This is a genomic window from Parabacteroides faecalis (assembly GCF_022809355.1).
In the GTDB taxonomy this organism is placed as follows: domain Bacteria; phylum Bacteroidota; class Bacteroidia; order Bacteroidales; family Tannerellaceae; genus Parabacteroides; species Parabacteroides faecalis.
Genome location: NZ_JAKZMM010000016.1, coordinates 1 through 26,102, shown reverse-complemented (window position 1 = coordinate 26,102; position 26,102 = coordinate 1). Strand labels below are relative to the sequence as shown.

Genomic DNA, 26,102 nt, shown 5'->3' with positions numbered 1-26,102 from the left:
TGGATAGCTGCAAAAATAATAATTTGCTGTACTTTTGCAAATTGTTTTTCAGAATATTAACGAGAACTAGATAGATATATTATGTTGACAGCAAAAGAAATCCGTGAATCGTTTAAAGCGTTCTTCGCTTCTAAAGGACACCAAATTGTGCCGTCTGCGCCCATGGTGGTAAAGGGCGATCCTACATTGATGTTTACCAATGCAGGAATGAATCAGTGGAAAGATATTATCCTCGGAATCCGTGATCCGGAACCTCGCCGGCGAGCCGATTCCCAGAAGTGCCTTCGCGTGAGCGGTAAGCATAACGACTTGGAGGAAGTAGGACACGACACGTATCACCATACGATGTTCGAAATGCTTGGTAACTGGAGTTTTGGTGATTACTTCAAGGAAGGTGCCATTGATATGGCTTGGGAATACTTGGTAGATGTATTACATCTGGATCCGAAAGATCTGTATGTAACCGTATTCGAAGGTTCTAAAGAAGAGAATCTGGAACGTGATGATGAGGCCGCTTCTTACTGGGCAAAACATGTTCCGGCAGATCATATTATCAATGGAAACAAGCATGATAACTTCTGGGAAATGGGTGATACCGGTCCTTGTGGTCCTTGTTCGGAAATTCACTTGGATTCGCGTACGCCGGAAGAAAAAGCACAAGTTCCCGGACGTGAACTGGTCAACAAAGATAATCCACAGGTAATTGAAATTTGGAATCTGGTCTTCATGCAGTTTAACCGGAAAGCAGATGGCTCACTGGAAAAACTGTCGATGAATGTAATCGATACCGGTATGGGCTTTGAGCGTCTGGTTCGTGCACTGCAGGGTAAACATTCGAATTATGATACAGATATTTTCCAGCCGACCATTCAGGCTATCTCTCAGATGTCTGGATTGGAATACGGAAAAGAAGAAAATGTAGATGTAGCTATGCGTGTGATTGCCGATCACTTGCGTGCTGTCGCTTTCTCTATTGCTGATGGTCAGTTGCCTTCAAATGCAAAGGCTGGTTACGTTATCCGTCGTATCTTGCGTCGTGCCGTTCGTTACGGATATACGTTCCTGAACCGGAAAGAAGCCTTTATGTATAAACTGTTGCCGGTATTGATCGAGACAATGGGGGATGCTTATCCGGAACTGATTGCTCAGAAGTCATTGATTGAAAAGGTAATCAAGGAAGAAGAAGAAGCTTTCTTGCGTACACTTGAAACCGGAATCCGTTTGCTGGATAAGAAAATGGAAGAAACAAAGGCTGCTGGAAAGACAACTATCAGCGGTGTTGATGCCTTTACTTTATATGATACGTATGGTTTCCCGTTGGACTTGACAGAACTGATCTTGCGCGAGCATGGTATGGATGCCGATATTGAAGAATTCAATGTCGAAATGCAGAAGCAGAAAGAACGTGCCCGTAATGCTGCCGCTGTAGAAACAGGTGACTGGGTTATTCTGAGAGAAGGAGAAACTGAATTTGTTGGTTATGACTTTTTTGAATATGATGCTGAAATTCTTCGTTACCGTCAGGTAAAACAGAAGAACAAGGTGTTGTATCAGATTGTTCTGGACAAGACTCCGTTCTATGCAGAAATGGGTGGTCAGGTTGGTGATACCGGATGGTTGATCAACGGTGATGAAAAGGTTGTTGTGATAGATACGAAGCGGGAAAACAACTTGCCGATTCATCTTGTAGAAAAATTACCTCAAGACGTATCAGCTGTGTTTACGGCAAAGATTGATGCCAAGAAACGTATTCAATGTGAATGCAACCACTCGGCCACTCACTTGTTGCACGAAGCTTTACGTGAAGTTTTGGGAACACACGTAGAACAGAAAGGTTCGTATGTATCACCAAGTGCTTTGCGTTTCGACTTCTCACACTATCAGAAGGTGACAGATGAGGAAATCCGAAAGGTTGAACGTTTGGTAGGTGAAAAGATCCGTGCCAACTATCCATTGGAAGAACATCGGAACATGCCGATAGAAGAGGCTAAGAAATTAGGTGCCATGGCATTGTTTGGAGAAAAATATGGTGATAACGTTCGCGTTGTTAAATACGGAACTTCTATTGAGTTGTGTGGTGGTACACATATTCCGGCGACAGGTATGATCGGTTCTTTACGTGTCGTTGGTGAAAGTTCGGTTGCTGCAGGTATTCGTCGTATCGAAGCTGTTACAGCCGAAGCTGCTGAAGATTATACTTTTGTATTGCAAGACTCTATCCGCGAATTGCGCGCTATGTTTAACAATGTGCCGAATTTGGCTTTGACGATTCGTAAGTCTATCGAAGAAAATGCAGAACTGAAGAAACAGATTAACGATTACGTTAAAGAAAAGGTTCAGCATCTGAAGAAAGAACTGGTTGCCAATGCTCAGGAAAAGAATGGTGTTAAAGTGATCGTCTTTAAGGGAAATGCCAATGTAGAAGTAATCAAAGACTTGGCTTTCCAGATTAAAGGTGAAGCACCGATGGACGGAAAAATATTCTTCGTTGGAGGTATTAAAGATGGAGCCAAGTGTGCTTTGATGGTTGCATTGAGCGAAGGTTTGGTAAAAGAAGGCTTGCATGCTGGTAAATTGGTGAAAGATGCAGCGAAACACATCCAAGGTGGTGGCGGTGGACAACCTCATTTCGCTACTGCTGGCGGTAAAAATCCGGAAGGATTGGATGTTGCCGTTGATTCAATTTTGGAATCAGCTGGTTTGAAATAATCAGGTCTGTACATCAATCTGACTTTCAGATTGTATTTATATGTTAAAGTTTCATTTTCAAAGTAGTAATATATTTGAAAATGAAACTTTATTCTTTTTGTTCATGTATGTAACTGGACGTTTACTTATGATTTGTAAGTGAAATGGTTTTGTCATACGTTTTATATAAAAATGCAATTGTAGATTTGTGTTATTATTTTTATTTTTGCATAAATATTAAGATTAATCTGTTTCTGAAGAGCGTTTTCAGTATATAGAGAACAACGTTTTTAAGTGTCGTTGAAAGCTCTTTTCAATCAATGTTGAAAGAGCCTTTCTCAAATGAAGGTTATCTGTTAAATTTTATTATATGAATTATTCTACTAAATTAATGCTTACAGCATTGGCCGCTACAACAGTTATTTGCGCTGATGCTCAGGTGACAACTTCAGCTATCAATGGCTTGGTTCTGGATGATAATAAAGAACCGGTGATTGGTGCTACTGTTACAGCAGTACACGAACCTTCGGGTACTCTTTATGGTACTGTTACGAACATGGACGGTCGTTATACGATTCAAGGTATGCGTACTGGTGGACCGTATAAAGTGGAAGTCTCTTATGTAGGGTATAAGAAATCTACTTTTACAGGACTTCAATTGGAGTTGGGTAATGCTTTGGATTTGAATGTGAATTTACAGGTTAGCTCGGAAGAATTGGATGAAATCGTCATTACGGCGGATGCTTTGGCGAAAACCGGTGCTGCCCAAAACTTCTCGACAAGCAAAATTGTCAATACACCGACGGTTGATCGTAATGTTTACGATGTGATCAAGAATATGCCGATGGCAATGACTTCCAAGAATGGAGGTATTACTTTTGCCGGTTCAAATAACCGTTATAACAGTTTCCAGATTGATGGTACGGTAAGTAACGACGTGTTCGGTTTGTCTGCTTCCGGAACGAATGGTGGTCAGACGGGTGCTAATCCGATTTCTATGGATGCCATTCAGGAAATCCAAGTTGTTGTTGCTCCGTTTGATGTTCGTCAGAGTGGATTTACCGGTGGTGGTATCAATGCTATTACTAAACAAGGTACAAACAAACTGCAGGCTACAGCTTATTCTTATTTCACGAATGAAAATATGTATGGTAAATACAGTGCGCTTCGTGATAACGAGAAGTATCCGATGTCTGAACAATATACACGTACATTTGGTGGTACATTGGGTGGCGCAATTATCAAAGATAAATTGTTCTATTTCGTAAGTGCAGAAGCTAAGAAAGAAGCTTATCCTTCTAGTGTTTATCCGGGATATACCGATAACTACATGACTCCTGAAGTGGCTAAGCAAATTGCAGATAAGTATCAGCAATATACAGGTTCCCAGGAAAGTTATTCAGCGCGTGATGTAGAAAACAAGTCTTTTGGTTTGTTGGCTCGTATCGACTGGAACATCAATAAGGATCATAAGTTGGCTGTTCGTTATCAGCATAATAATTCATTCGACGATAATTATAGTTCAGGAACGACTTCTTATAAGTTCAATAACAGTGGTTATCGGATGAACAATAAGACCAACTCTATTGTGGCTGAGTTGAACTCTCGTTTTACCGATCAGATCTCAAATGAGTTCCGTGCATCTGCTACTTATGTACGTGACCATCGTGATGTGGCTTATCAGGGTCCGACTGTACAGATTAATAATGTTCCGGGTGCAGACCAGACAACAATGATTCAGGCAAATATCGGTACTGAGTATTCTTCTGGTGCCAACTACTTGAATCAGGATATTTATACATTCGAAGACAATGTATCTTGGTATAAAGGAAACCATACATTTACATTCGGTACGCATAATGAAATCTATCGGATGCAGAACTTGTTCATTCAGGCTGCCAATGGTTCTTGGTATTTCAATTCTTTGAATGACTTCTTGAATGATACGCCTTATCAGTTCTCTTATAAATATACTGATCCGGAGTTGACAGGTGGTGATTTGAAATATGCCCCGATCATGAAAGCCGGACAGTTTGGTTTCTATGCTCAGGATAAATGGGATATCACCCGTGACTTCAATTTGACATACGGTATCCGTTTTGATATTCCGTTGACATTTAATGATCCGACTACGAATCCGAATTTCAATAAATATGCAGAAGAAAATGGCCTGAATGCACGTGTGGGTGAAATGCCGGGTGCAAAGGTAATGGTTTCTCCGCGTGTTGGTTTCCGTTGGTATGCTGATGAAGACCGTAAGACATTACTTCGTGGTGGTGTTGGTTTGTTCACTGGTCGTGTTCCTTTTGTATGGTTGTGTAACGCCTACAACAATACCGGTATGGAACTGAAGGGAACTACTATTAATCAGGTAGAAGATGCTGAGGGTAATATTACTCAGTATGCTCCTTCTTTGGGTGAATATGCTGATAATCCATTAGGCGCTTTGCAGTCAATGAGTGGTTCGGCTGCTAAACCGGATATCGTAACAGTTGATAAGGATTTCAAGTATCCGCAAGTATTCCGTACAAACTTGGCTTTAGAACAGATGTTGCCGGGTGATGTGAAGTTTACGTTAGAAGGTATCTATTCAAAGACATTGAATAACGTGTTCTTTGAAAACTTGGCTTTGTCTAATAATGGTGAAAAAGTATATGCTATTCCAGGTGTTGAGGCTTCTGCAGCTCCATTCTATTCAAATGCGAAGAGCGATTATTATAGTATCATTAACCTGAAGAATACTAATAAGGGCTATACGTATGCTATTTCAGGTTTGTTAGAAAAGCATTTCAACTTCGGTTTGGATATGTCGGCATCTTATACATTCGGACATGCGAAAGCTGTTAACGATGGAACTTCTTCTGTTGCTTATTCTAACTGGAAATATAACTACTCACGTGATACTAATTCAGAAGACGAATTAGGTTTCTCTAAATTTGATATTCCTCATCGCTTGATGATCCAGCTTTCTTATACAACACCGAAGTATTTGAACGGATGGATGGCTACAACAGTTGCATTGATCTATAATGCCTTCTCAGGTAGCCGTTACAGTTTGACAATGAACGAATCGAGCGACTTTAACGGTGATGGTTATCGTGGTAACAGCTTGTTGTATATCCCTACAGAATCTGAATTACAGCAGATGAATTTCGTGGATTATGTAGATAAGAAAACTGGCGCGGTTATTATGTCTGCCGAAGAAAGCCGTCAGGCATTTGGTAACTGGATTGAGAATGACAGCTATGCAAAGAATCATCGTGGTCAGTATGCAGAACGTAACTCGAACTTGTCAGACTGGGAACACCAGATTGATTTGCACATTGCTCAGGATATCTTCTACTTGAAAGAACGTGGAAGCAAGATTCAGGTTACATTTGATGTTGTGAACTTTACGAATATGTTGAATAAGAAGTGGGGTGCAAGCTATAGCTCAGCTTACAACGTATCACCGCTGTCTGTACAGTCAATTGCTACAGAAGTTGATGGTTCTCGTACTCCGGCTTATACATACAATAGCAACAATGAGGTAGCTAAAGATGATATCGCATCTCGTTGGCATGCTCAAGTAGGTGTAAGATTAACATTCTGATAAAGTATCAATATAATAAGAAACGGCTGGTTTCCCATCAGAGGAAGTCAGCCGTTATTTTTTTATCCTTCTCACATGTCCATAAGGACAAGATCATGTCCGTTCTTTCTGGCTTGACCCAGAAAGAACCAAAGAAGTCAAGGCTGCGTCTGCTGAGCTACTCCGTCACTACGTTACGCTGTGCGCGCCGCAAACTCGCCTTCGGCTCAGACAGCGACGCTCCGGCCGCTCCACTTTGTTCCTTCGCTTAACGCTCACCAGAACGAGGCTAAAACAATTGACAATTGATAATTGATGATTGACAATTTTCTTTTTCTCTTGCGTTTATCCATGGAACTTACCTTGCGACTGTAGAGGCGTAGCGCTGCTGCGCCTCAAAACGACGTTCTTCACAACCAAATAACAATCAATAAAAAACGAATGGGCTTATTGTGTTATTTATTGTTTTATCCTGTCGCGTTGGGATGGAGGCGCAGCGTGCTGCACTAGTGTCCCAAGAAAAAATTAACAATAGCTTATAAGAAGCTAATAAATATGTATTTACAGCGAAAAAAACAGTCGGAGGATTTTAAAATTGATTTCTTGCGTCTATCTTAACAGCAATAACAAATTGCTACAGATATGGCTCAAGTTGCTTACATTTTTAATCAGCTATGTTCACTCTGACCTCGGGATCATTTTGAGTACTTGGTAAAAAAACATGAAGGGAATAGTTATATGAAGACATACAGTTGTTGGAATCATTTTCTGGTGATGTTGTGGGCACAGTTGACCGGACGTGAAAGTTTACGGGATATAGAAAGTAGCTTACGTGCTCACAAGGATAAACTCTATCGCTTAGGTATGGGGAAAAATATATCTCGTAACAATCTCTCGCATGCAAATGCCACACATGAAGTTTCCATATACAGAGATTTTGCACAAAAGGTAATGAATATCACTCTGTCTCAGGTAGGAACAGAAGAAAAAGAATTGTTTACCCTGTCTGATGGTTTTAATCTGTCAGGCTTGTTTGCTGTAGATTCCTCTACGGTATATTTGGATCTGACTAAATTTAATTGGAGTGTTCCCCAAAGAGGACGTGGCGGGATAAAACTTCATACGCTATATGATATTTTACGTGAAGTACCAGTTCTATGCCTTATAACCGGTCATGAAGAACGGGATCAGACATTCATGGAAAATTATCCATACCGTAAAGGAGGTATGTACGTATTCGATAAAGCCTATATCAAAACAGCCAGTATGAAAGAGATCGATTCTATTTCTGCCTATTTTGTAGTGAGGAGGAAACGTGGAATGTCTTATTCAGTGATTAAAGAGCTGACAGCAGCAGTAGCTCCTATATACGGAGACAAGGAAATTTCTTTTTCCAACAGATGGGCTAGAAAAGGTTATCCGGGAAATTTAAGGCTAGTTCAATATTACAGTATGGAACGAAATGAGGTATTGGATTTTCTCACAAACAATTTTCAACTACCGGCCATGACCATTGCAGAGTCTTATAGAAACCGTTGGAACATAGAACTGTTTTTCAGATGGATAAAACAACATTTATATGTTACCCGATTTTATGGGACTTCCGCCAATGCCGTAAGTATACAGATTTATGTAGCTGTTAGCGCTTATTGCCAGGTTGCTTTAGCTAAAGCACTGTATGGTTTTAAAGGAACAACTTATGAACTATTGAGAGTTTTGAGTGTCTCTCTCTTTGAAAGGCAACCACTTAAAGACGTATTAGATCGATATGAAGACTCCGTAAAAGAAGAAGCCAATCAATCTTATCTTTGGCCTTCACTCTTCGATGATGTTAATTGACATTTTGATAGTTTACTCCTCAATTTATAGAGTGAAAATAGACTGTTAATTTTTTCTTGGGACACTAGTGCAGCACGCTGCGCCTCTACTCGCATTTACCAAACTCAACGGGGAATTAAATACCCCATGTAATCCGGCCTAATAAATTTTCAATTTTCAATTGTTTCGGCCTAACGGAGGAGGCGTTAAGCGGTCGACCGAGCGGAGCGTAAAAAAATCTCGGCTGTTTGAGCCAAAGGCGAGTTTTCCGAGATTTTAGCGCAGCGACCAAGACCGTAGCCTCCGTAGTGTGAGCCTTGAACTTTTGGTTCTTTTCTTTCAAGAGAAAAGAACGAATACGATCTTGAGTTTTTGGTTCTTTTGGGTCAAGCCAAAAGAACGACACCTTCACACCCTTCACAGGAACAGACAGAATATGAGACAGATAAACAGGTGTGTGAAGGGTATAAAAGAAAATCAGATATAGGTATAATCAATTCCAACGAGTATCGAAAACGAACCTGACGAAGATCGATTTTGATACTCGTTACTTTTGAAGCAAAAGACGCCGGCTTTTCATTAATATACGCCGGGAATTTATGAAAAGACACCGGCTTTTGGATCATTCATAGGCATGAATGAAAACCGAACTTTCCTATACCTTATTATATATAGTAAACCTATCTGAATAATACCTGAAATATGAAAAAGGATAGATAGAATGGAGTAGTAACAAAACGGTGGTTTCTTCCCGACTTTACCGTATTGCAAAGGTAAATCCTTTTTTGATACTAGCAAACAAACCTCCTAATTTTTTTCCAAATATATACTCTTTCTTATCAACCACATAACAATTACAGTACAAACAACCCGTTTTGGGCAACAAAGCCTTTCTTCTTCACAGAATCGAGCTTTTTATTGACGAAAATAAACCACGTTTTATACCGACTTGATAAAGACGAATATTACACAAGAGGATATAATTACTTATTATTAATACTAAATTAATTTATTATGAACAAAAAGTTTTCTACTTTGATGGCCTTAGCCTTACTGGCAGGCTCTCTTCCGGTAGCAGCTCAAGTTTGTCCGCAGGATGGTGAAATTCCATATCGTACACGTATGGTAAATGCGGCTGCTTTAGATAATGGCTTTTCGGGAGTAAAAGAAATCAATGAAAATTATTGGTACCAGTTGCAGGTAGAGGTTGATGATTCTAATTTGGATAAAGGATCAATTCATGTGCTGACTGCAGAACGTGATTACTCAACAGGTAAGGTATATTTGACTTATCGAAAGGTGGAAGATGCTGTTTTAACCCATTCTTTGTGGCGAATTAAGAAGAATCCGGTGGAAGTAAATGGTCGCCGTTTTTCTTTTGTAAACAAAGAAACAGGTTTTGAGTTGACCTTTGATCATCAAAATGCTTTGCAAGTAAATACAAGTGGTGTAGTGGATCCTGCAGCTAAAGCAAATGCAAATTGGAAATTCCTGCAAGATGGCTTGATGGATGGTTGCAATAGTTGGTGGGATTTATATACTACAGACACACAAAGTAGTGAGTTTGATTATAGTCGTGTATATTCTTACTTCCATAACGCCGATTCTGTAATGTATTTGGCATCAGCAGCTAAGTTGAGCTCTGTTTCTATTGATTTGGCTGATAAAGCAAGAGCAGGAGTAAGTACTAGTTATGATAACTCAAATGTTGTAGTTGTTGTAAAAGATTCAAAAGCTAATGCTGGTGACTATGCTAAAAATGCAAATTTGGCATTAAAGGTAAAGCCTGTTGTCGCAGGTGCTAAAGTGTTGAGTGCTGCTGAAATTAATACTATGATTGATGCAGATGGTTCTTTCTTATCATTCCCAGGTTGGATTAGAAATTATTCAAAATGGACTGATGCTGTAGCTGGAGATAAGAAAGGCGATGAAGCTAAATTTACTGTCATTAATCCAGAAACTGGTGCTGCTTTAAATTTAGCAACAAATCCGTTGGGTAATACATTTGAGGCTGAAAATTCTCCATACTACGATTTATTGAAGCGTGAAAATTATGATGGAGCAACTACAGCTTGGACTGGAACTAATTCGAATGCCTATGCAGGTTATGATGTCTTGTTAAAGGTGAAAGATCCTAAGGAAATCAATGGCGATAAATATTATCAATATCTGACTGTTTCTGAAAAGATGTATGATGGTATTGCAATTGGTAATTATACAGGTTTGGAAGTAAAGACAGATTATTATGCTTATATAGATTATGATGGAAGCCAAGGATCAAGTAATGTTGATAAGAACAAGCGTGTATATATAGATAAAGCAGCTAAATCGGGTGATACTCCTAATTGGCCTGATGCTTTGGAGGCTCGTTATCACTGGAAAGTAACCTACTATCCAACTAATGATAGTTTGGTATTTGAACCATTGAACGCTTCTCGTATGTCACAAGCTGAATATTCTGAGAATCTTAATATTGAAAATACCCACTTAGCAAATGCTTCTTCAGAATATTACTTTAATACAGTAAATGAAGGATTAGATTATGTATCGGGTTGGGAAAGTGATCCAAATAATAATAATTTCAATGCAATGTATGAAAAAGCAGAGGGTGTACCCGTTGCTTTGTATGCAATGAATTTCTCTGATCCTGCAGATAATAAAGCTGTATTGACAGTAGGTGTTGCTGATGGTAAGGGTGTAGATGCTACAAATCCTGACTATGCTGCAGCTTGCAAGTTTGATGGAACAGCATATCAAACTAAAACAGGTGGCGCTAAAACTAATCCTGCATATGTTACAAACGGAAAGGTAGATTACCAAGCAGACATGAACTTACGAGTTAAGTTTAATCATGATTATACTGCATTGATCCGTGCTACTCAAGAAAATGGTGTTTATTTCGTTAACTTGGTAACAGGTATTAACAGCAATAAGTACACTGAAAAACGTGTAAATGGTTCTTATTTGGTAGCTGATATGGCAGGTCATGTTGTATATGATGTTTTGGACGAAGGTGAACAAGACTTTACACACATGCCGGCAACTCAGTGGGTGGTTGAGCGTTATGGTTGCGATGAAACTGAAGGCGTTAACGTAAATGAAGCTCCTACAGTACGTATTTACAACCGTGAATTTGAGGACTTGGCATTTGAAGGTCAGTTGTATGTTGACAAAGATAACAAGGATAACTTCTATATCATTAACCATAAAGAATACTCTTGGAATAATAATAATGAAGAAGTTTCTAATCACCATGCTTATGATTGGTTCTCTTGCTCAGATACAATCAAGTTTACAAAGATTGAAGCCAATACTTTGGGTTATTTGAATCTGAATGAAGAAGATCGTCAAGAGAAATTCTATCAGTTCCAGCACATCTACGACAAGAATGGCGGTTTGATGTTGGGTACAGATGAAACCAATGTATTGAAGTTGATGGAATCTGAAACAGTAGGTTTCGAATTCTTCTCTGTAAAAGTTCCTGATTTCACTCAGCAGACTTATGAAGAACTTAATCAAGCTACGGGTGAAATTGAAACGAAAGACGGTTATCTGTATGATGCTACATTATCGGATTCTGTTAAATATGGAAAGACAAGTGTAAAGGCAGATGCACCTCAATTGTATAAGTCTTTCTATAAAGTGAAGGTGAAAGACAAGAATCAGATCGACAACGATCACTTGTTCATCGCATTCGACAACCAGCACAATTACGTAATTGCTAACGAAGCTGATATCGCTGCAGGTAAGAATGGTTTGGCATTTGCTGTATTCCAGGTGAAGGAAAACAACTGCATCAACGGTTTGCATTACTATGCTTTGGTTAATACAACCAACTATGACTTCTATCCTACATTTGTAAACCAGGATGTTAAAGTGGTTAAGAACCTGAGAAAAGCTAAAGATACTAATGGTTTTGACTTCTATTTCTTGAGTGCTAAGGAGACTGGAGATGCTTCTAAACCTATAGCATTTGAAGAAGGTAAAGATCAAATCGTATTTGCTGTAAGAAATGATCGTCAGTTCACTGGTAAATTGGGTATTTCTGCTATCAATAGAACAGCAAAATTGGATGATTTGTGTGGAACAATTTCTGATGTATTTGCTGTAGTTGCTGGTGATCGTCCATTGTATGCAACAATCGCTGACGAATATGTAAACAACGATAAGAAAGCGTTGGATATCCGTACAATTGAAAGACAAGGAGACGAAAGCTTGTTCGAAGATTCTTCATCTAAGGAAGCTCAGCGTTGGGGTATGAACTACTTAGGTGCTGAGAATATGAGCAAGCCGACAAGCAATGAAGGTTTCTATATTGATGCTGTTGCTAAGTCTATGGGTACTCGTATGCCTCAGTACTTATTGGCAGTAGCTGCTGATTCAGTACCTGCTTATACATATTGCAACGTAACAATCGACGACCGTGTTAACCATGGTATCAACCACTCATGTGGTCACGGCGAATGGTTCCCGGGTTATGTAGAAGGTCGCTTCTTGATCAACTTCAATGACTCTGTTCAGGCAGCTATGATTGATAAAGTAACAAATGCAGATAAGTTCAAATCAGACAACTACACTCGCTTAGGCTTCGTAGAAGCAGTACATCGTGGTGATAGCTTGTATGTATTGAAATATCCGTACACACTGGCTTCTATCAAAGAAGAAGCAAAAGATGGTTCTGGTAAGTTGTTCATCAACCCGTTGTTCTTGTCAGAAGACAGCTTAGGTAAGGTTTATGACATCGTACCGTTGGATGGTAAACACAACAATGCTGTATTCTCATTTAGAAATACAGGTGATGCTGAAGGTGAAAATGGCGAAAGCAGCTTCTTGATCGAATCTAACGATGCTCCTAATAAGGCAGATGGTACTCCTCAGTCTTACTATTCAGGTGTAGGTTCATTTGCAGGTGCATGGATCAAGATCCACAACAATGTACCGGTATTGGCTAAATACTATAGCGAAAATAGTAACCACAATACAGGTGATTTCACTGACGACTGGGTACAGCAGGGTGACATTACTGAAGATAACACAACAGGTGAATTCATCAACCAGGGTGCTCGCTTCACATTCAATGATATCAATAAGGATTCTGAAGCAACAGCTAACGAAGAAATCGCTGCTGGTAATGTAGTAGTAGCTGGTACAAACGGTGCAGTAGTCGTTAAGGGTGCTGAAGGTAAGAACGTAATCGTAAGCACAATCTTAGGTAAGGTAGTTGCTAACGAAGTAGTTTCTTCAGACAACGCAACCATCGCTGCTCCTGCAGGTGTAGTAGTTGTATCAGTTGACGGCGAAAGCTTCAAGGTAGTTGTTAAATAATAACATCTGACTAACAATATATCAGGGGTCTCAGGCTCCTGATATTTACACGAATATATTACAATTTACACGCACATGAATTCGGATATGATTCTTGTAACGAGTAACCCGCGAGGGGGAAAGCGTGTTTTTACATTATTAAATTAATATGATAATAGTGTAATAAAAAAGTTCTATGACCTTCCAAATCCGAGAGGACAAGGAAGGTTTTTTGTTTTTATTCCTGTCTGAAATCAAAGAATTTCTTCTATTTTTGTTTTCTGAAATAAAATCAATGGATTATGTCTGAACAGAAAGTAGTGATTTGTCAGGATCTGAAAGCCGAGTTACAGGCTTTTCTGGCAGATCTGGATTATGATAAGTTGTTTGTATTGACGGATACGCATACGGTGGAACAGTGTTATCCTTTGGTAAAAGATATTCCTTTACTACAGGAGGCTCCGGTTATTACGGTTGAAGCCGGCGATACGCATAAGAACCTGGAATCATTGTCGTCTATCTGGATGCGACTGTCGAATGAAGGCGCAACACGTCATTCGGTATTATTGAATCTGGGTGGCGGTATGGTTACGGATATGGGCGGTTTCGCTGGTGCTACTTTCAAACGGGGCATTCGGACGATCAATGTACCGACTACTTTGATGGCGTCTGTCGATGCTGCTGTTGGCGGTAAGACGGGAATTAACTTCAACGGATTGAAGAATGAGATCGGTTCGTTCTATCCGCCTTTATGTGTCTTTATCGACTGTGAATTTCTTCGTACACTGGATCGTGCCAATATTCTTTCCGGTTATGCCGAGATGATCAAGCATGCACTGATCAGTTCGATGGATGTCTATTTGCCCGTCATGCTGTATGATATCGATACGATGAATTATTCCTACCTGAATCAACTCGTAGCACAGTCTGTAGCCGTCAAAGAGGATATCGTGGCACAAGACCCAAAAGAGAAAGGTATTCGGAAAGCCTTGAATTTTGGTCATACGATTGGTCATGCCTACGAAAGTCTGTCTTTCCAGCAAAATAAACCTTTGTTACACGGACATGCGGTAGCTGCTGGTTTAGTCAGCGAATTATACTTGTCTCATAAGTTATGCGGTTTCCCGAAAGAGAAACTCAGCCAGGTAATTTATTACCTGAAAACGTATTATCCGGCCTTTTTCTTCACTTGTAAAGACTATGACCAGCTTTATGAGTTGATGAGACACGACAAGAAAAACGAAGGGGATGTTATTAACTTTACCCTATTGGGGCAAGTAGGAGATGTACACATCAATCAGCATGTAGAAAAGGAACAAATCCTGGAGGCGATGGATTTTTATCGGGAAAGTTTTGGAATTTAGAATAAAATCTCTACCTTTGCACCCGTTAAAAGAAAAGACGGGATGTAGCTCAGCCCGGTTAGAGTACGCGTCTGGGGGAAGGAACTAAATCCTAAAAACAATTGAATTTTATTCTTTAATATAGAAAGAGTTAGGCAATATTGCTTAGCTCTTTTTCTTTTTTTCGGTAACACTTTCCTAAAACATTCACGATAATTCCGTGCAAATCTATGCAAAATACAATTTCTCATTTTTTCTATTATAAGTTTTAGATAAAGGTCCTCACTATCATAGGTATAACCAACAAAATATTAAACATTTTCTTTCTTCAGACTTATTATGAACCTATATTTCCCAAAGTATAGAAATCTATTTATGGCAAATCAAATCTTATCTATGCTGAAAATATTGTTTAGAAATACTCTTCACATAATCATACATACAATCCATATTCTTAATAGCCTTTTTATTCTATTCTTTCTTTAAGCTATCAACGTCTGAACAAATTCATCAATAATTTGATCTGCGAACTCATGTTTTCGTACCATTAACCAATCTTTTTTATCTACTTCTTTTATCAATCCTAGTAAAAGACCAAGTATAGCTGCGTTTGTATCGGTATCTTCCCCTTCATTTATCACTCTGCACAGGCAATCTCTTAAAGATAAATCACTTTCTCTTAACTGATAAAAGTAATTCAATACAAGATTAAATGTATTTATAACATCTCCTCTATTTTTAAATTCTTCCAATTTTATTCTATCAGCAATTTCATTCAATAAATTTTTGATCACTAAACAAAGATTCCAACCATAATTAAAACAGTTCAAATTATTATGCGTAATCTTACAAAACTGTATAAAATCTTTTTTCTGTAATTCCTTACACACAAAACAAAAAGTTAAAGGCAAATAAAACAAAGCTCCATTTCCCATACGATCAGTCAAACTATTCTCAAACTTACTTTGAATGGAAATAGAAGTTTGAGTACCGATATCAAATAAACCATCAACTGTAAACTTATCCTCATAGTACCAAGCATTCAAATTTTCTTTGAATATTTTTTCAGCCTTATCAAAATTCAAATTAGCTTTAGTTAAAGCGTCTAATAAACATAAGATTACAGTAGTGTCATCAGACCAAGTTCCAATAGGTTTGTTGTATGTTCCAAAACCTGTAAAACCTTTACATGTAAAAGAACCCTTTTCTTGAAATTCAAAAGGTACTCCTAAAGCATCTCCTAATATATAGGCTCTTATGCTATTCTTGATTTTCTCTTTTATCTCTTCCATCTTGTAAAAATTTAATAAGCCTTTCTTCTGATGCTTCTTTTAATTTCCGCACTTCTTCTTCTGAAACTCTTGTAACTGTTACTTCGTTCCAAGTATTCCAACGATCAAACTCTTTAGCAAAGACATCAATCGTCATATTCATTCTTTTAGCTCTTTTTTCGACTTCATCAATGCCCAATATATGAACGACCTTTTTTAATACTTCACTTCTCCGTAAATTCAAATAAGCCTCTTCAATAGGGATGACATCAAGAATCATCCCTATTTGCTCATCTTCAAATCCTGCTTTTTTCAAATGGTCTATTACCTTTTTTCTTTTGTAATCCATAATCCTTTACACGTCATTAATTTTTCTAAAGGTCAGACCTTTTATTTACAGTTTCACTCTTCTCCTAATGATTTTTTCCATAACTTTTCAAGATTTTTTCCATTATAAGTCCAGCAAGGAGTAGGATGTGTTCTGCCTCCTGTTATCCTTTTAGTTATATTACTTAAAGTTACTTCTTCATTTTTATATCTAATCATATTATGAGCATCTATAACTTCAATTTCTATATTTTCTTGCTTTCTGAATTTTGACTGTAATTTAGCCCCAATGGGTATTCCCATTTTAGTAAAATCATAACTTTCTCTTCTTTTTCTCATATATCAATTGCATATTAATATATTATCAATATTTTCAAAAGTATCAGAATTTTCAATCAAGCATATAAGATATTGAAAATTAATCATTTTCTAAAGAGTTAATCCAAATATCTGATAATTTCTCATCTTCATATAACCAATAAGGGGTAGGATGCACAACATAAGGTAAAAACTGTTTTGTTACCGCAGTTAACGACATGATCTCCCCATCATATTTTACTTTATTATTTTCAGCCACTTCAATTTCTATATTACGATCTTTTATATAAGTCAATTTTGCCCCAATAGGTATTTCCATTCTCTCAAAATTGAAAGCTGCTCTTTTTTTCATTTTTTCCCGAGATTTTATTTCTTCAGAGCTTATATCACGATCTAATTCCTCTTCTATTTCCCTTTTCGCATTATTAGGTCCTAACAATTCCAAAACAGCGATAACTCTTTCAATGTCTATTTTGAAAAATTCTCTATTCGGATTAATACGGTCTGGCGCAAACGCAATGTGTAGAGCTTTTTCTGCTTTTTTATAATCCTTTATTTTACAAGCATAAACACATTCAAAAGGCAATGGAACTCCAGGACAACCGAAATATAATTGATCTTTCCTTACATCCACTTCTGAATTGGAACTCATCCCTATTTTAACTAATCCAGGCATAGCTTCATTAGTTAAGGCATAGACAATACCAAAATCTTCATTTTCTTGCTCACACATATTATTAGTCCTTTCATAAAAAATTCAATAAAATAGCAACTAAACTTGAGCAACTGTAACATTATTCAAAAAAAGGTAGGAACTTTACCTCATCAATCATTTTATAAGTTCTCAATGAGCTGTTACTATAATACCAAATCTTATTATTCCGCTCAGTTTCAAAGAGGACATTAACAAAAAGAGGCGTGAAACTGTTAGTCTATCTTTTTCGTTTGAGGCTCTGGACTGCCCTATATAGAAAGATAAACAAAACAGTCCACGCCTTTTATACTATTAACCTTTTGGATATTAGCATAAAAAAGCATGGACGTTCCTATTTACCTCTCCTATATATTTTGAAATTGTCCAGATCTCAAACGAGAGAGATATTATCTAAACGCCCTATCCGTTCCTTACAGATAAGACAAAAATACTATATCAATTTATTCTGTCAAAGTTTTATTGAAATTTTTTATTTCACATAACCGTTTATCATAAGCTTCTAACATCTTTTTATCCAGTTCTTTTATTAAGGGAACAACTTCATCTGCTTCTGCAATAGAATTCTCTAATTCTTTTATCCTTTTTAGAACATTAGTTTTATTCTGTGCAGTAACTTCACCTCTCAAATAAGCAATATTAAGTTCCTCTTGCATATTAAAAGCTCCTACACATAAACGTTCACAACTTTCTTGAAATTCTTTCAACCCATTAAACTTTAGAGGAAAATTACAGTTAAGTCCTTTTCTTTCCTTTTTAACGCAATCATACATATTAAACCATAAATCGATCAGATCTGTATAAAAAAACTCAGAAAACAAGTCTGAACACCTAATTTCCCGCCCAAATAAATATCTTAGGCTTTTAATTCTCAATTCATATCTTAATAAATGACCTAAATCAGATCCTTTAGCTAATTTACCTTCTATATCTTTTTTGTCTTTTAGCTCCTTATCTTTATCATAAAAACATAATCTTAAAGTCTGAGATACCTTACTTTTATTTTTCTGAACAAAATAAACACAGTTAGAGGTTGCAAGATTACGAATATAACCATTTAAATAATGCAAATGATCTATATAAAGTTCAGCTTTATACTTCATATTAAAAGAATCTGCAATATCTAATCTCGTTATTTTTGCTCTTTCCAAAGGAACACCTAATGCATTTCCTAATTCTCTTATAACCTTTTTTACCTTCTCAAAAGCCATTCCATATACATTATTTCCTTCATACCATTTTGATAAACTGCCCCTTATCTTTAGAGTTGAGCCATTTATCTCAATAAGCATATTCTTTAAGTGTCCAACTATTTTTTCATCATTAGAGAAACGTTCATTAATATCAATTCTACAACTCACTTCTTCTTTAAAAGAAATGGGAACATCTAGTTCCCTTTCTTTTATCTCTAAAAAAATCGTATCAATCATTTTATAAAAACTATTATATATATCAATAAATCATTGCTATTTTTCTACTTACTATAAAACTGATTACAAAACTCATCTGTTGTTCCTATTCGCTTCTGTTTTAACCAGTTTTCTATTTCAGAACGAGAAAAAAATAATCTACCTTTTTTGCTCTTATCTAGCTTATAATGAGGAATTTCTCTTTGGCAGGTTAGGTGATAGATCTTACTTTCAGATAAGTTCAACATCTCACAAACATCCTTTAGTCCTATAATGTCATTAGGTGTTTCAGGTATTTTGGCTTCAATAATTCTTCTAGTTTTTTTGGGTTCCTTGGGCTTTATTATTTTGTCATAGGATTCTGATAATCTTTTTTGTAGCAAACTTTGGTAAGTTATCAAATTCGTATTCTCTAATTGTAACAGGTCTTGTAATAAAAATAAAGGATCATTCCAATCTTTACTAATACGTATGCCCATAGAAGAATCAGACTCAATTTTAAATTTTTCAATTTTCTTTTGAATCTCAATAAGAGTCAATGAGATTTTACCAAGATCAAAATATCCTTTCTTGAATGCTTCAACATCGTCCTCTTCTGTTATAACACCATAACAATGAAACCTTTCTTCTATTAGGAAATTTACTTTCTCTATTTGTTTTTTGAGAAGAGTTTTATCTCCTAAAGTAGTTTTTGATATGTATTTTTCCATTTCATTGACATCTAGGCACTCTGTAGCTGTCATTAACTTTTGGAAATAATTATCATATTTCTTTGTTCTCATATAGCTATTTTGTTCTTATATAATGATTTATTAGTTACTTCTTCTATTTTACTATCTTTGAAACTATCTAGATATGTATTAGTTGTCTTTAGATCCTTATGTCCCATTATCTGACTAATAATTTCTCTAGGTGTTCCGTCTTCTTGCAAACTCATAGCCATTGAATGTCTGCTTACATAGCTTGTCAATTTTTCAGGAATATCCAATTCTATTCCCAAATTTTTCAGATGATAATTATACTTGGCTAATCGTCTGCGTTCGTGATCATAGAGCTTTTCTCCATTATAATTAATCGTAACAATAGGAAGTAAATAATCATTTATTAGGTTTGAATTCACTTTAAACCATTGTATGATTGCATCTAATTCTTCTGTTATTGGAATTCTAATGAATTTACTTCCTTTTGCATGTTTTGTCTTTTGTCTTTTATATAATATGTATTTTTTATCTCCTTCTATATGAATATTATTACTTGTCAAATTTGCCATATCAATGTAACTCATCCCATAACAAAAATATGAGAACAAAAAAATGTGTCGAGCAACTTCTCTTGATTTATTTACAGACTTAGTACTCATTAACTTTTTTAATGATTCATCAGATAAGTACCTTTTATCTGTTTCTTCTTCTAATGCTCCTATGCAAAATCCTCCTTTTCCAAAAGGATAATTAATAGCATTACATTCTTTTTCTTGAATAGCTTTATTTAAAATAGCTCTCAAGGTTTTCAAATTATGCTTTCTTGTGTTTCCACACCAACCTTTCTTTTCCATAAATGCATTATAGGAATTGACATACTTAATATTTATTTCTTGGAATGTTCTATTATGTAATTGATTATCAAATAATTCAATGTTATGTAAGGAGCTTTTATAAACTTTTGCATTCCCTATATGTCCTGTTTCCATTGATACAGCAATAAGTTTTTCAGCATAAGAAAAGAATAATCCGTTTTTCTCTTTTCCTAAAAATTTATCTGCAAACTGCTGTAATGTCCAATCAATTCCATTTAATTCAAATTCTCTATTTATTTGAACTGTTTTCGCAAGTAATTCATTTAGTCTTGCATTATACTCTTTAGCCATAGGGCAGACCTTTTTATTGTTCACAAATCGTTCAGCTTTAGCATCCCATTCTTCTAGTTTTGCATAAATACCTGTAGAACAATATTTTGTCTTCATGTTCTTTATTATTCTTAGTGATATAGGATAAGTGTTGTTCTTTCTTTTATTAGCAGTGTGAATAATAAATTTAAATGTTGCCATATTTTTTTTCTCCTTTTTCTACAAAAATAAGATTACCATTAGTTTTATCCAATACAATGAACTCGTAACAAGTGTTTGCTTTAGATTAATTGTTTGATAATTAGTTATTAACGATTTGTATTTTACTATCTCTATGTATACATAGTTCCATGCATTGCATATTAAATATTACCTGATCTTCTAAAACTTTCCTAAAATAATAATCCATATTTATTGTAAGTACAAGCAATTATAGATTAGAATGAAAAGAAATATAATACGCTATATAACAGGTAAATATTCTGTTTTTAAATATAAAAAACAGTTTTAAGAATAGAATTCATGATAAAAAACTTGCAAAAAGCCGCATAAATACATACCTTTGCACCCGTTAAAAGAAAAGACGGGATGTAGCTCAGCCCGGTTAGAGTACGCGTCTGGGGGGCGTGTGGTCGCTGGTTCGAATCCAGTCATCCCGACTGAAAGCAAAGAAGGAGTTAAGTCATTGGCTTAACTCCTTTATTATTTTATACTTAGTGCCCAAACCTCGACCTGTCAACTTCCTTATGTTTCTTTTCTTTGTATCCATTGAACCTATATGTAAAGGTGATGGATAGATTGCGGTTGATGTTCTGCATGTCCATGTTGAGCTTTTGTCCTTTATAATCGATTTTCCCATCCGGAACATAGGTGTTGAAGAGATCGTTACCTTGAATCTTTAGTTCGGCCTTGTCGTTGGCGAAAGTCCATTTCAATCCCAGATCCATTTTCCAGACAGAACTTACATCGTAGATACCTTGTAGCGTCGGACTAACGTACAGTAGATTATATTCCAACTGGAGACTCGGTCGGGATGAAAGGCGGAATGTATTGTTCATTTGTACAATGCCTCTCCAGTTGTTTCGGTTCAGGGAGATGTTGTAATACTTGTCGCAGACATCCTGGTTATAAGAGCCATCGAACATACATTGGACAGTCCACCATTTGCCAACTGAAAAAGGAATGATCAGCGATAAACCTACGCTTTGTTGATAATCCAGATTAATGGACTGATAAACCAATGCCAGTTCGTCCGGACTTTGGTAAGGTAGTTGAGAGAAGAAATCTTTTACATACGAATAATAGGCGTTGGCGATATATTTCCCTTTAAAGATGTAGGTAAACGAGGCGGTATAATCGGTAGAAGGACGCAGGTACAGATTCCCTTTCAGTTTCATATATCCATTGATGTAACTGGTGATATCTTGCATTTCCCAATAGCTCGGATATGTCTTATCAGACGAAAAACCCAGTTGAAAGATATGTTTATAACTCGGTTGATAACTCAGTTGAAAAGTCGGGTAAATAGCCCACTGTTGATAATCCATCAACCGATAATATTCTCCGGCTAGCGATAAAGACATGGTTAATTGATCGTTAAAGGATTTATCGGTTCCTGCGTAGAAATTATAAGTTTCTTCTCGCATGTGGGTATCTGTGTTCGAAACTGATAAATCGGTTCCTGCATCCAAGTGATATAATTGTCCGCTTTTTTCTTGGGCGAAGGTAAAATTGATGCCATAATTAAGTCCCCAGCCTCGAGGCAATTCATGGTTTTGTCCGGCATAAACATTCCAGCGGTCTATGGTTTGCTTTTCATCTACCAGGAAGTGTTGTTTCTCGGTATTTAGATCATTGGTAAAGTCTTGTGTGGAGGGACTGTTGAAATGAGTATAATCCAATCCAACGTTCAGACCGAAAACCGCGGTATAATCTATGTTTACGTTGTGCATCTGTTCCTGAGATGTCCGAAAACTCTCCGAATCCGAATAGTTACCCTTCGAACGGGTTGTCGTTCTGCCATGAGTTTTAAACGATCCTGTATAAGCTGAATGTAAACTGTTTCCTTCCGATATTTGATAATCCAGTCCGAAGCGGACATTATGTTGCCCGTGTTTTGCTTCTGTTTCATTCAGCTGTTGAATGGAATAAACCTTATCTGGCAGGGTATGATGCGAATCTATTTGCATTTTACTATCGCTGTGTTCATATCCGGCAGAATAGTTGATATCGGCCGATAACTTTTTTCCGGCATACGACAGGTTGATGTTTCCACTACCGTTGGCGTGGACCAGTTGTTGGTAATTCTCGCTAACTTCGCCTTTCCAAAAAGGATCTGGTGATTTCTCGTTGGCTAATACAATATTGACGGCAGCTCCTCTTACCCGGTATTTGGCAGGTGCGTTGTACATGACTTCAATTTGCTTTACCTGTGAAGCCGGTGTACTTTTCAACAAGGTTATTAACTGGTCCTGGTTCATAGATGAAGGTTTTCCGTTAATAAGTATGTTCATATCTTTTGCACCGGTTAATAACAAATCTTCGTTTTGTTCGACGATACCGGGCAAACGCAGCAGAGATTCGTAGGCATTACGGGCTGTTGTCCGTTCGGACAAAACTTGGGCATTATAGACTAATGTTCCTTTATCTGCCTTAACCAAAGGACGTTCTCCGCTTACTACGACTTCGTTCAACGTGTAGTCTTGTCCTTGTAACGTAATAATCCCGGCATCCGGACCACAACTTTCCTTCTCAAAGGTTTTGAACAAGAGATGTTGAAAAACCAGTCGATAACATGTAGGCTCTTTGGGGAAGGTAAAATACCCCAGGGAATCGGTGATAACGGCATCGATAAAGATCGAATCGGGCGTTTGCATGATGACAGTTGCTGCCTCAACGGGCTGTTTGGCTTCATCCATAACTCTTCCTTTCACTTCCTGTGCTATCAACGGCAGACTGGTACAAGTCATCAGACTTATGATCATTCCTATTTGTTTTGTGTACTTTGTCATTTTGTTATCATTTTTGTTTCTGATGCAAAGGAACGTCCTTTTATCTGGCAAATAGGTTATCGGGTTGTTATGGTTTTGTTATTTAATTGTTATCGGTACGTCGATTGTTAAGGAATTGTTATACCTTTGCGACACAAGAAGCAAATGATCTGTATGCCTCAGAAGTACATTAAAATATTGACCTTTTTAGGATTGATTGCTATCGTGGCTGTACAAAGCTTGTGGCTGGTAAATACTTATCAGTTGATTGATGGGAAAATCCGGCAGGCTTGTTCTCGTTTATTTCCCAAATCGGTACTGGATGAGGTGGCCGATCGCCTGAATCAAGTTTCTGATTCGGAGGATGCGGAGCTTACGATCCACTTGGAGGAAACGGCCAATATCGAGGAAGCCAGCGGACCGGAACTTGTCAGCCGGCTGATTGTCGCCTTTAATCATTATGCTGATTCGGTTTATCAATCTACTTTTTCTGCCTCGGCGTTGGATTCTATCTTTACAGAAGCACTAGCCGGTGAAGGCATTTATGTTCAGGTTCATAGTCAGGTGCTCGATTCGGTCCGTTCGGTGAATGCTTCTTCCTCGCTTTTGTCTTTTAAGCATATCGAAACGCAGCCGGTTTTTCTGGATGAAGGAAAAACTACGTTGGTCCAGGCCCGTATTGTTAATCCGTATTGGGCGATATGCCGGCAGATGGGAATTTCGCTGATCGCAACGGTTTTCCTGATCATCTTGGTGGTAGTTTGTCTTTTATATCAGGTGAAAATTATTTTACGCCAGAATAAGATTGCCCGCTTGCGACAGGACTTTACCTATGCCATGATTCATGATATGAAGACGCCGATCAATACAATCACGATGGCCGGTCATACGTTGGAAAGCGGAGCCTTGGATAATAAGCCTGAATTGAAGCGGCAGTATTTCTCGATCCTGAACGAAGAAAGCGGACATTTGCTGCAACTATCGGAACGGATTCTGACTATTGCCAAATTGGAGCAGTCGAATCTGAAGCTGACTTTGGCTCCCGTTCATATCTATCCGCTTTTAGATGAGCTGGTTTGTAAATACAAAGTAAAGGCAAAGAAAGTAGTTGACTTCCGGATCGACTGTCCGGAGATGTTGGAAGTGATGGCCGATGAAGCATATTTGAAGGAAGCAGTTAGCAATCTGATAGACAATTCTCTCAAGTATTCCCATGAAGAGGTGCAGATCCGATTATCGGCTTGTCAGGAAAATGGGTATGTCGTTATCAAGGTCTGGGATAACGGTTGGGGTATTTCCAGACAACAGCAGAAGCATATCTTCGAGAAATTTCAGCGAGGCGGTCTGGAAGAGAAGAAAGACAAGCGGATAGCTGGTTTCGGTTTGGGGTTGAATTACGTATATAAAGTCATTACGGCGATGGATGGTTCCGTACATGTCGATAGTGTTGAAGGAAAATACAGCGAGTTTGTACTGGTCTTGCCGGATAAAGTATAGGTTATGATTCGGATATTATTAGTAGAAGACGATAAGAATTTCAGTTTCATTATCCAAAGCAGTTTGGAACAAATGATTGGCGGCTATGAAGTCGTCACGGCTTCGAACGGGAAAGAAGGGTTGGAAAAGCTGGCTCAAGCGACGTTTGATGTGATCATTTCCGATATCGAGATGCCTGTTTTGGATGGTATAACCATGGTTCAGCAAATTCGGGAACAATATCCTCGTCTGGCGATTGTTTTCATCTCCGGTCGTATCCAGGCCAAAGATGTGATTCAAGGTTATCATTCAGGAGCCGATCTATATCTCAAGAAACCTTTTCTACCGGAAGAGCTGGATGCTCATATTCAGGCATTGATCAAGTTGAAACAGGCTTCGGTTGTTACATCGCCTTCAGAGAATGAAAGTACCGAAAGTGTTTATTCCATCGGAACTTATCGTTTTTATCCGGTACAAAGCAAGTTGTGTTATCAGGACGAACAGCAGTCTTTGACGCACAAGGAGAATCTGATCTTAGAGATGTTGTGCCGGCGAAAAGGGCAGACCGTTAGCCGTGATGAAATCCTTTCGTCTGTATGGGGAACTGCCGACTTTTACTCTTCCCGCAGCCTGGATGTTTTCCTGACCAAACTAAGAAAATACCTTTCGCAAGATTCACAAATCCAAATTAAAGTCCTCAAAGGAGTAGGCGTGTGCCTGTCGGATTGAAAATCTGCCAGCAATTCTGCCGGATTTACTTTTGTTTAATCGGTTTCCAGCCGGTATGGAGATCGATTGTGCCTTCTTTATATATTTTCCATATATGTGCTAAAGCTTTTCGACAGTAGTGCTAAAGCTTTATCACATATATGGAAAAGCTTTTTGACAGCTGTCAAAAATATGAAAAGTAATGGCTTTTCAGGGCTGACGCATTACAAACTTCCAGACCTTTTAAAAAGTATTTATCTTTAGAGAGTCAAAGGGATAATAATAAAAATCAAAGAAGTAATGGAAATATTTTCTATATTA

The 26,102-nt window shown here is 37.6% G+C and carries 14 protein-coding genes, 1 tRNA gene and 1 pseudogene; 8 read left to right on the top strand and 8 right to left on the bottom strand.

Features of this window, described 5'->3' with window-relative positions; all coding sequences use genetic code 11:
- Window positions 1-81 precede the first annotated feature (81 nt).
- From alaS to aroB, 5 genes and pseudogenes are all read left to right on the top strand, one after another.
- A complete protein-coding gene (gene alaS, locus MUN53_RS07905) occupies window positions 82-2,709 on the top strand; it encodes an alanine--tRNA ligase (RefSeq protein ID WP_243324567.1) in 2,628 nt (875 codons plus the stop codon).
- A gap of 370 nt (window positions 2,710-3,079) precedes the next feature.
- Entirely contained in the window at window positions 3,080-6,280 is a 3,201-nt protein-coding gene (locus tag MUN53_RS07900) for a TonB-dependent receptor (protein WP_243324652.1), read from the top strand.
- Between the two features lie 678 nt (window positions 6,281-6,958).
- A pseudogene (locus MUN53_RS07895) lies at window positions 6,959-8,098 on the top strand (IS4 family transposase); the annotation flags it as partial.
- 993 nt (window positions 8,099-9,091) lie between these two features.
- The gene (locus MUN53_RS07890) at window positions 9,092-13,402 is read left to right on the top strand and encodes a DUF6383 domain-containing protein (protein ID WP_243324563.1); all 4,311 of its coding nucleotides are present in this window, start codon (window positions 9,092-9,094) and stop codon (window positions 13,400-13,402) included.
- A 281-nt stretch (window positions 13,403-13,683) separates the two neighbouring features.
- Entirely contained in the window at window positions 13,684-14,745 is a 1,062-nt protein-coding gene (aroB, locus tag MUN53_RS07885; protein ID WP_243324559.1) for a 3-dehydroquinate synthase, read from the top strand.
- Window positions 14,746-15,206: 461 nt separating this feature from the next.
- Here the strand turns inward: aroB and MUN53_RS07880 are convergent, their stop codons facing one another.
- The 7 genes from MUN53_RS07880 to MUN53_RS07850 all read right to left on the bottom strand — a co-directional run bounded on the left by MUN53_RS07880 (window position 15,207) and on the right by MUN53_RS07850 (window position 20,808).
- Window positions 15,207-16,016 carry an ADP-ribosylglycohydrolase family protein gene (locus tag MUN53_RS07880; RefSeq protein ID WP_243324557.1) on the bottom strand — a complete coding sequence of 270 codons (810 nt, stop codon included), beginning with the start codon at window positions 16,014-16,016 and terminating at the stop codon, window positions 15,207-15,209.
- Complete coding sequence (locus MUN53_RS07875) at window positions 15,985-16,344, bottom strand: hypothetical protein (RefSeq protein ID WP_243324555.1); 360 nt, start codon at window positions 16,342-16,344, stop codon at window positions 15,985-15,987. Before MUN53_RS07875 ends, MUN53_RS07880 begins: the two co-directional genes overlap by 32 nt.
- Window positions 16,345-16,397: 53 nt before the next feature.
- Window positions 16,398-16,661: a hypothetical protein gene (locus MUN53_RS07870; RefSeq protein ID WP_243324553.1), complete on the bottom strand. Its 264-nt coding sequence runs from the start codon at window positions 16,659-16,661 to the stop codon at window positions 16,398-16,400.
- A gap of 79 nt (window positions 16,662-16,740) precedes the next feature.
- Complete coding sequence (locus tag MUN53_RS07865; protein ID WP_243324552.1) at window positions 16,741-17,373, bottom strand: GIY-YIG nuclease family protein; 633 nt, start codon at window positions 17,371-17,373, stop codon at window positions 16,741-16,743.
- A gap of 422 nt (window positions 17,374-17,795) precedes the next feature.
- Window positions 17,796-18,782 (bottom strand): phage/plasmid replication domain-containing protein, encoded by a 987-nt coding sequence (locus MUN53_RS07860; protein ID WP_243324551.1) that lies wholly within the window; start codon window positions 18,780-18,782, stop codon window positions 17,796-17,798.
- 44 nt (window positions 18,783-18,826) lie between these two features.
- Window positions 18,827-19,543 carry a helix-turn-helix transcriptional regulator gene (locus MUN53_RS07855; RefSeq protein ID WP_243324550.1) on the bottom strand — a complete coding sequence of 239 codons (717 nt, stop codon included), beginning with the start codon at window positions 19,541-19,543 and terminating at the stop codon, window positions 18,827-18,829.
- Window positions 19,540-20,808 carry a site-specific integrase gene (locus tag MUN53_RS07850; RefSeq protein ID WP_243324549.1) on the bottom strand — a complete coding sequence of 423 codons (1,269 nt, stop codon included), beginning with the start codon at window positions 20,806-20,808 and terminating at the stop codon, window positions 19,540-19,542. Before MUN53_RS07850 ends, MUN53_RS07855 begins: the two co-directional genes overlap by 4 nt.
- Window positions 20,809-21,191: 383 nt before the next feature.
- On the opposite strand from MUN53_RS07850, the gene MUN53_RS07845 reads away from it, so the two are divergent.
- Window positions 21,192-21,266, top strand: a tRNA-Pro gene (locus MUN53_RS07845).
- Between the two features lie 54 nt (window positions 21,267-21,320).
- Here the strand turns inward: MUN53_RS07845 and MUN53_RS07840 are convergent.
- A complete protein-coding gene (locus MUN53_RS07840; protein WP_243324548.1) occupies window positions 21,321-23,618 on the bottom strand; it encodes an outer membrane beta-barrel family protein in 2,298 nt (765 codons plus the stop codon).
- A 153-nt stretch (window positions 23,619-23,771) separates the two neighbouring features.
- Here MUN53_RS07840 and MUN53_RS07835 point away from each other — a divergent pair, with 153 nt between their 5' ends.
- Together MUN53_RS07835 and MUN53_RS07830 are read left to right on the top strand one after the other, a co-directional pair.
- Complete coding sequence (locus MUN53_RS07835; RefSeq protein WP_243324545.1) at window positions 23,772-25,094, top strand: sensor histidine kinase; 1,323 nt, start codon at window positions 23,772-23,774, stop codon at window positions 25,092-25,094.
- A 3-nt stretch (window positions 25,095-25,097) separates the two neighbouring features.
- Window positions 25,098-25,802 (top strand): response regulator transcription factor, encoded by a 705-nt coding sequence (locus MUN53_RS07830; RefSeq protein WP_243324540.1) that lies wholly within the window; start codon window positions 25,098-25,100, stop codon window positions 25,800-25,802.
- Window positions 25,803-26,102 lie beyond the last annotated feature (300 nt).